The 8,069-nt window shown below is 65.7% G+C and carries 6 protein-coding genes; 2 read left to right on the top strand and 4 right to left on the bottom strand.

Features of this window, described 5'->3' with window-relative positions:
* Positions 1 to 594 (top strand): hypothetical protein (locus EU513_RS16040; protein WP_168990318.1); only part of this gene is annotated, 594 nt, incomplete at its 5' end.
* 278 nt (positions 595 to 872) lie between these two features.
* Here EU513_RS16040 and EU513_RS15470 read toward each other — a convergent pair.
* From EU513_RS15470 to EU513_RS15455, 4 genes are all read right to left on the bottom strand, one after another.
* A complete protein-coding gene (locus EU513_RS15470) occupies positions 873 to 2,195 on the bottom strand; it encodes an ISL3 family transposase (RefSeq protein ID WP_074046577.1) in 1,323 nt (440 codons plus the stop codon).
* Between the two features lie 174 nt (positions 2,196 to 2,369).
* On the bottom strand, positions 2,370 to 2,690 hold the full coding sequence (locus EU513_RS15465; RefSeq protein WP_006947550.1) for a multidrug efflux SMR transporter: 321 nt from the start codon (positions 2,688 to 2,690) through the stop codon (positions 2,370 to 2,372).
* Complete coding sequence (locus EU513_RS15460) at positions 2,690 to 3,037, bottom strand: multidrug efflux SMR transporter (protein ID WP_038567597.1); 348 nt, start codon at positions 3,035 to 3,037, stop codon at positions 2,690 to 2,692. The genes EU513_RS15465 and EU513_RS15460 overlap by 1 nt, the downstream gene beginning before the upstream one ends.
* Positions 3,034 to 3,456, bottom strand: coding sequence for a TetR/AcrR family transcriptional regulator (locus EU513_RS15455; RefSeq protein ID WP_160126279.1), 423 nt, complete (start codon positions 3,454 to 3,456; stop codon positions 3,034 to 3,036). The genes EU513_RS15460 and EU513_RS15455 overlap by 4 nt, the downstream gene beginning before the upstream one ends.
* 1,215 nt (positions 3,457 to 4,671) lie before the next feature.
* Between EU513_RS15455 and mobF the strand changes: the two genes are divergently transcribed.
* On the top strand, positions 4,672 to 7,848 hold the full coding sequence (gene mobF / locus EU513_RS15450) for a MobF family relaxase (protein WP_129627762.1): 3,177 nt from the start codon (positions 4,672 to 4,674) through the stop codon (positions 7,846 to 7,848).
* Positions 7,849 to 8,069: the final 221 nt, after the last annotated feature.

Genomic DNA, 8,069 nt, shown 5'->3' with positions numbered 1-8,069 from the left:
GCAAGCCGCCTCGGCATCAGCACCAGAACCCTGCAACGACGCCGCGAAAAACTCATCGAACACGGCGCCTACCGCGACGACGCCGGCTGGCACATCCCCGAAACAGCCCTCGCGGCACTCACCGACACCGGACACGTGTCACCCCCTGTCACCCCTGACACGTCACCCCCCAACCGGACACCTGTCACCCCCAATGTCACCCCCGTGTCACCCCCCAACCAGGCCGAGCTCGAGCGGCTCAAAGAAGAACTCGCCGCCGCAACCGCCGACGCGCGCGAATGGCGCGCCCGCGCCGAAGAACGCGACCGCGAACGCACCCAACTCCTCGAACGCGCCCACGCCGCCGAAACCACCGCCCGCGAAGCCACCGCCACAGCCGCCGCCCTCGCACTCACCCTCAAGCAACTCGAAGCACCCACACCCCCAAAACCCGCACCCAAACCACAGCGGCAGAACAGTGAGGAGCAAGGCTTCAAAACACGGGAACCCGCCGGGCGCAACAAGGGTGGAACCGTACGTCGAGCTGTTTCGTTGGGCCTTCAGAGATTAATTTGGACGGACCTCTATAAAAAGAATCAGTCGAACAACAGCTGATTGAATCACCTGCATCACATATCGTTCTCTCCAGAACAAGCGATAGCCAGAGGAGGCGCAAAATGAGCAGTAAACATGAAAAGATGGTGGTTGAAGGTATTGAATTTACCATCGAAAAAAATAATGATGGTTCTTACGACTACGTTAGGTCCGACGGTCGGGGGTTTACTTCAATGCCATCGAAGAGGGAAGAACGTTCTCATGCTCAGCATCGTAAGCACATAGAAATTTACTTGCGCACAGTCACGGATGATGATTAAACGCCACAGTAAAGGGGCTCATCCCAGTCGAGGGTGTAGACGGGGTCTGAACCCGCCGGTCTCGAGCAGGCTCCTGGCGATGTAGTTGGTGAGGTTGCGGAACCCAAGAGCACTGCCGCGGAGGTGTTCGAGGCGGCCGTTGATCGCCTCGGTCGGACCGTTGGACGTGCCGGGGCGGTCGAAGTAGGCGAGCACGTCGTCGGCGCGCTTCCTCAGCGTCCGGCCGAGTGTGGTGAGTTCGACCAGCGCCCTCGGGACACCGCTGCTGATCGAGGCAATCAGGTTGGCCATGAGCTCGCGGCCGTGGTGGCGGTCTTCGTGGCGGTAGGCGGCGATCATCCGCTGGTAGATCCCCCAGGTCGCCTCGACCTCGACATGCTCCTCGGCCCCGAACAACGTGCGGAGTCGAGCGGCCTGCTTGTCGGTCAGCAGCTCGGCGCCGGTGTGCAGGGTCCGCCGCGCGGCATACAGCGGGTCGCCCTTCATCCCGCGGTGGCCGTGGATGGCCTGCTGCACCCGGCGCCGGCACCGGTCGAGCGCGTCCCCGGCGAGGCGGACGACGTGGAACGGATCCATGACCGCCACCGCGTCGGGGAGCTCCTCGGCGGCGGCGGTCTTGAAGCCGGTGAACCCGTCCATCGCGACGACCTCGATCCCGTCGCGCCAGGTGTCGGGTCGGGCGGCGAGCCAGGTCTTGAAGGCCTCCTTCGAGCGACCCTCGACCATGTCCAGCAGCCTGGCGGGGCCGGTCTTGTCGCGGATCGGGGTCAGGTCGATGATCACGGTGACGTACCTGTCGCCGCGCCTGGTGTGCCTCCAGACGTGCTCATCGACGCCGATGACCCTCACGCCGTCGAAGCGGGCCGGGTCGTCGATGAGAACACGTCGGCCTTCAGCAAGCACGGCGTCGTTGGCGGTGTCCCAGGCGACGTCGAGTCCCTCGGCGATCCGGGTGACGGTGAGGTGCTGCACGACCAGCGCTTCGAGCGCCCACTGCAGCCCACGGCGCGAGAGCTTCGACCGCGGCTCGGCCGCACGGGTGGTGTCTTGGCGCCACACGTGCCCGCAGCCGGTGCAGCGGTAGCGACGCACCGCGACCTCCAACACCGTCGGTCGCCACCCCAGCGGCTCGTGCGCGAGCCGACGGATCACGGTGTCCCGAGCAGCGCCTTCGGCGCCGCAGCGTCGACACCACTCGTCCGGGGTCAGGACTCTGCAGGCGAGCACCGCGCGGTCGGGCTCGAGGCGCTGGCCGGTCACGACGAGGTCGAGTTCGTCGAGTCGGCAGAACGTTGTCAGGTCCGGGCGAGCGAAGCGGGCCCGAGCGGTAGCGACAGGCAACGACGTCAGACCTCCGGATGTCAGGCGTGGAACGTCATCTTCCGAAGACCTCGACCACGATCTAGCCACCGTCGCGCCGGAGTCGCTTCGATCAACGAGTACACCTCATCAGAAGCCCATTGCCAAGGCCTTGCTCCGTTGTGAGCGACGACGTCGTGGGGATGGGGATCTCAGTCAGTGCAGGGCGCCGAGCTCGACGAGAAGAACGCCGGCGATGATGAGTGCGATGCCGCCCATCATGAGCGCGGTGAGCGGCTCCTTGAAGAGGGCTTTGGACGCGACGGCCGTTAGGGCAACTCCGGACGCTGCCCAGATGCCGTAAGCGACACCGAGGCCCAGGCCCTCATTAAGGGCGAGGGTGAGAAACGCGAAGGCCAGGAGGTAGCCGCCGGCGACGGCGGCGTAGTAGGCGCGGACGCCAGTAGCTGCCATGCGCAGCGAGAGGGTAGCGCTGACCTCGGCAATGATGGCTCCGAGGAGGAACAGGTAAGCCATCAGGTGGCTTCTTCGAGGTTCTTGACCGCGTGCTGGGAGCCGAGTTCGACGGTGAGGACGCCGGCAATGATGAGGACGATGCCGACGCCCATGAGTGCGGTGAGGGTTTCATCGAAGATCAGCGACGACATCACGGCGGTGGTGGCGACACCGAGGGCGCCCCAAATGCCGTAGGCGACGCCCAGCGCCATGCCCTGACGCAGAACGAGGGCGAGGAGAATGAACGAGGCGATGTAGCCAGCCGCGACGAGCACGTACAGTCCGGGTCGATCGAGTGCTCCCTTCAGCGACAGCGAACCGGTGACCTCGCTGAGGATGGACCCCGCGAGCAGTAGCCACTTGGTCATGAGTTCTCCTGGATGAGGTGGTGTGCGAGTGCTCGAATGGCGTCGGTGTCCTCGTCGGATAGGGCGATGCCGTTGCCGGCGGTGTTGAGCCAGATGCCGTCGGCCAAGAGTCGGACGCCGTGGAGGCGGGCCCGCTGGTCGGCCGGAAGGGTCTCGGGGACGTCGACCCAGGCCCCCATGCGGCTGTTCCATCGCTCGGTGAGCGGCTCGCGCAGGCGGGGGTCGGTGAACATGACCAGGTCGCCGTAGTCGAACGGCCCGTCGCAAGCCCAGTCAACGTAGGCGGCGAGGCGTTCGCTGATCGTGGGTACGTTTGGGTTGGTGGTAGCCAGGCGGGCGGCCAGATCCCGCTCGTAGCCGTCGAGGAGGTGGTCGATGACGGCGGTCATCAGTGCTTCCTTGGTTGGGAAGTGGTACATCAGGCCAGCCTTAGTGATTCCTGCAGCGCGAGCTGCGGACACCAGGGAGACAGAGGCGCCAGTGCGGGCCCACGCAAGAGTGCTGGCGAGAACGCCGCCTCGCGCCGACGGTCGGTGGGCAGGTGCACTAGTACTCATATCGACAACTCTACCTACCGGTAGGGTAAGTAACAAACTCATGGTGAGCTGGGCCTCCCGAGCTGAGCGTCAGCATGCTAAGAGCGTGACCGCCCGGCACCTACGACGCCCCGGCCAAGGCGATCAACGGATGACTCGAACACCTCTGTGACTTCCGCGCGTGGGTTCCGAAACCTCATCAACTATCGCTAGGCCACTACTCAAAGCCGGCGACTTCCAGACCGCGACTACACCCTCGATTGGGATGAGCCAGTAAAGGGTCTGAGTTCTCGTGGTCGCTGTAGGGGTGGTGTCGGGCCTGCCGACTAGATCGACCGTTATGGCGGAGTACCAGTAAGACTTCTGGATAAAGTTTTTACACGTGTACTTCGCTGTCACACGGCGACCTGTTCCACCCGTGTTCGGGCCACTCCGCCGGACACAGGAGCGGGTCTACCCCGATCACACTGCTACGAAGTAGCGGGCCGAAGACCTGAACTTCCAAGGGGTGAGGTACCGTCGGGGCAGACGAACTGCATAGGGGCATAAAGGAAGGGCCAGGAGGTAGGAACTCCTGACCCTTCGAGAGACCTAGGACGTAGGACTCCTGATCTCTCGACCGGTAGCAGTACAAGCTGCTTGCCGGCCACGCTTTTCGCCACGCACTAGAAGCGTAGCGCGAAGCTCGCCCGTCGTCACGGTGGCGCTCCAGGCTCCACGCCGACACCCACAGCGTTCCTATCGAGGTCGTAGCGCGGCCCCCGCCGAGTGCAGTAGTGCGACCGTGTTGGGAGAGGCCGTTAGAGGGCAGGTCCGTTCACCGTCTGTTTCAGCTCCTCTCGTCGGCAGCGTTGACTGCTCGAGCCACCCGCTCGCAGTCACTCCGCACGCCGCCGGCACCCCCGCAGCATCGGGCAGCGTCAGCGTGCCTGGCTGCTGCCAGGAAACCCCCGTTCTCCGTCACGTCACCGTGCGCGTCGTATCTCCCCATTTCTCTTAGGCACATTTGCACAGAGTGCCTACCAGCTACGCTGGCCCTAGCGGGCCATCGTTCGCTGGTGTCGGTTCGGCGTGGTGTGAGGGGGTGTGTTGGCTGTGATGACGGCGGCGAAGCTAGGCGCGGGCAGCACGGACTACTACGAGTCGACGGTGGCTGAGGGTGCGCGTATCCCGGGTGCGGACATGACGGACTACTACGGCGAGGCGGGGGATGCTGCGGCGCGGGTGTTCGTGGTGGGGCGTGCGGGTGGGGACCGTGCGCAGATGGAGTCGTATCTGGGGGTGGGCGATGGTCAAGTGCTCGATGGGTTGATGGTTGGGGCGTGGTTCAACGAGCCGATCGCGCCGTCGGGGGCGTCGTTGGGGCGGGCGTACTCGGAGCGCAGCGTGTACGGCTACGACGTGACGACGGCGGCGCCGAAGAGCGTGTCGATGCTGTGGGGGCTGAGTGATGATGCGGTGGTGCACGAGCAGATCGTGGCCGCGCATGAGGCGGCGATCAGGTCGGCGCTCGGGTATCTGAGTGAGCATGCGGGGTACACGCGGGTGCACAACCCGGTGACGGGTCAGAAGGACTTGGTCCGCACGTTGGGGCTGAGTGGGGTCACGTATCAGCACCGCACGAGCCGTGCGGGTGATCCGCACCTGCACACGCATGTGTTGATCCACAACAGGCAGGTTCGTGCTGACGGGGGCGGCGTGGGCAGCTTGGACGGGCAGAGCTTGCTGCACGAGCTGAAGGCTGGCGGGTCGATCTATCAGGCGGCGTTGCGTGCGGAGTTGTCGCAGCGGCTGGGGGTGTCCTGGAAGGACGTGGACCCGACGACGGGTCAGGCCGATTTAAAGCAGGTCAGTCGTGAGCACATCGAGGCGTGGTCGCAGCGGCACAACCAGATCAGCGCGTGGACTGATGAGCACTTGTCTGGGGCGGATGCGGGGGTAAGCGCGGCGCAGTTGGCGCAGGCGCAGAAAGCGACTCGTGAGCACAAGGAGACCGGCGCGAGTGATGAGCAGTTGCGGGCGCAGTGGCGTTCGGATGTGCGCGCACAGGGCCTCGATGTTTCGGCGTGGATGGCAGGTGCGCGGGCTGACGCGCCGGTGGTATTGCCGTCGGCGGAGGCGGTGCTGGAGCAGTTGTCGCAGGTGCGTTCGACGTTCACCCGTGCTGATGCTGTCGAGGTGGCGGCGGCGTTGATGCCGCCAACGATGCCCGCGCAGCAGGTACGCGCGGCGGTGGAGGAGCTTGCCGGGCAGGTCGTGGGTGAGGCGCTGATCTTGAGCGTTGATCCGGACAAGCAGCACGGTGAGCGCCTGGCGCATGAGCGTGAGGGCAGCGTGCGGTACGCGAGCACGGAGACGATCGAGCGTGAGCAGCTGATGCTGCGCAGCGCGCAAGAACGGGTTGCGGGGCTGGCTGTCGACGAGGCGGTGCTGGCGGCAAGTGGGGGCGTGCTGGAGCGGTTGAGTGCGGATCAGCGGCAGGCCGTCACGACGATGGCGCGCAGTGATGCGCGGGTGACGCCGTTCGTTGCGCCGGCAGGGTCGGGCAAGACGTTCTCGTTGGCGTCGTTGCAGCAGTTGTACGCGGCGCAGGGACGCGAGGTCGTGGGTTTGGCGCCGACGGGCAAGGCCGCGGACGTGATGACTGGTGAAGGTGTCGTGACGTCGGCGTCAACGGTCGCGGCGATGCGAGCCAGGATCGAAGCCGGCCGGCACGGATGGTCGCCTCGAACGGTCGTGTTCGTGGATGAGGCCGGCATGGTGGGTACCCCTGATCTGGCGCGGATCATCGAGGCGGGGCGTGAGGCTGGGGCGAAGATCGTCTTGACCGGGGATCCTGCTCAGTTGGACCCGGTCAAGGCCGCGGCCGGTGGCTTTTCGTTGCTGGCTGACACGTGTGCGGACACAGCGCAGCTGTCGCAGGTGCGCCGTCAGGTCGATGCTGATGAGCGCGCCGCTGGGTTGGCGCTGCGTGAGGGCAGCGTCAGCGAGGTGAACATGGCTGCTGACTGGTACGCGCACGCTGATCGTCTGCGCCTGGGGAACGACGCCGCGATGCTCGAGGCGGCGTACCGGGCGTGGTCCCGTGATCGTGACGGCGGGCTCGAGGCGCGGCTGATCACGCAGAAACTCGAGGTCGCGGACGCGTTGAATGTGCGCGCTCAGGCTGAGCGGTTGCCGCAGCTGCTCGAGACAGCCCGCCAGGACGCTCACCGGCAGGGCCTGAGTCCGCGTGAGAGCGACGCGTTCGTGAAGGCGCAGGTTCGGACGGTTCCCACCTCACGCGGGCAGCAGGCACGCATCGGCGATGACCTGATCACCCGCAAGAACACCGCCAGGCTGCGCGCGAGCGACGAGCATGGACATGACGCTGGGGCGGTGCGTAACGGGCAGACGTGGCGGGTGCAGGCGACTCGTGATGACGGCAGCGTCGTCGTGACACGCCCCGGCGAGGACGGAATTGTCAGCGCGTTCTTGCCCGGTGAGTACGTGCGTGAATCAACGCATCTGGGTTACGCGGTCAGTGTGCACGCAGCGCAAGGAATGACCGCTGATCGTGTGCACGCCGTCCTGGACGCCAGTACCGCCGACCGGGGCGCGTTGTACGTCGCGATGACGCGCGGGCGGCACCGTAATACGGCCTACCTGACGGAATCACGCGTCGGGGACCAAGCGCACGAGCACGGCGCGCACGCGTCGACGGTCAAGCCGTGGCATGCGACCAGTGGTGAAGCTCGGCGCGCATTCGTCGCGATCGCGAGTCGTGATACTCGAGATCGGGCTGCACACACTGTTCTGGCCGAGGCCCGTAGCGAATACGCCGCCCATGTCGCCGCCCGCGCTGCGCACGTGAAAGCGAACCCACCAGCAGAACTTGTGCGAGCCCAAGCCCGCGCTGAACGGCGCGCCCTGGAAAAGGCCCAGTACGACGCGTCGAGGATCGAGTCACCGGAAGACATTGCGGCAGCTTTCGACGCCGAGTGGGACGCCTACGACACCGAAAGAAGCGAACCTCCCCAGCACGAACGTTTCCAGACGGCGCTGGCTTCTTTGAAGCGGATGAATGCGGAACAGCGACGAGGGGCGAGCACGGCCGGTAGCGGAATCGCACCCAAGCCCAGTAGCAACGAAGAAGCGTTGGAGCGTATCCGACGCCGAGTCGAAGAACGCCGTACAGGCAAACCGGCGCCAGGGCGAGCCACGAACACGCAACCGCGATATGACCGCTTCGACTCCCCGACCTATCGGGATAACGGCCCCAGCATCGACCGGTAACAGCCCTCCCTGGCTGGGGGCACCTCCAAGGCTCTGAGCGCAAGGGGGCGTGTCCCTTGCGCTCGTCGACCGCCCGACATCGCACCCTGCCAGAACGCGCCCGGACCTACGGCACCCCTCCGCAAGCTCCGGGGCACACTCCGGCCCGGCCCCGTCCCGGCTGATCGGGAACTCACGCCGAACGGGCGACGAGCGCAAGGGACACACCAAGAGGGGGCCGG

Source organism: Yimella sp. RIT 621, assembly GCF_004146205.1.
In the GTDB taxonomy this organism is placed as follows: Bacteria; Actinomycetota; Actinomycetes; order Actinomycetales; family Dermatophilaceae; genus Yimella; species Yimella lutea.
This window is presented reverse-complemented; position numbering and strand designations above follow the sequence as displayed.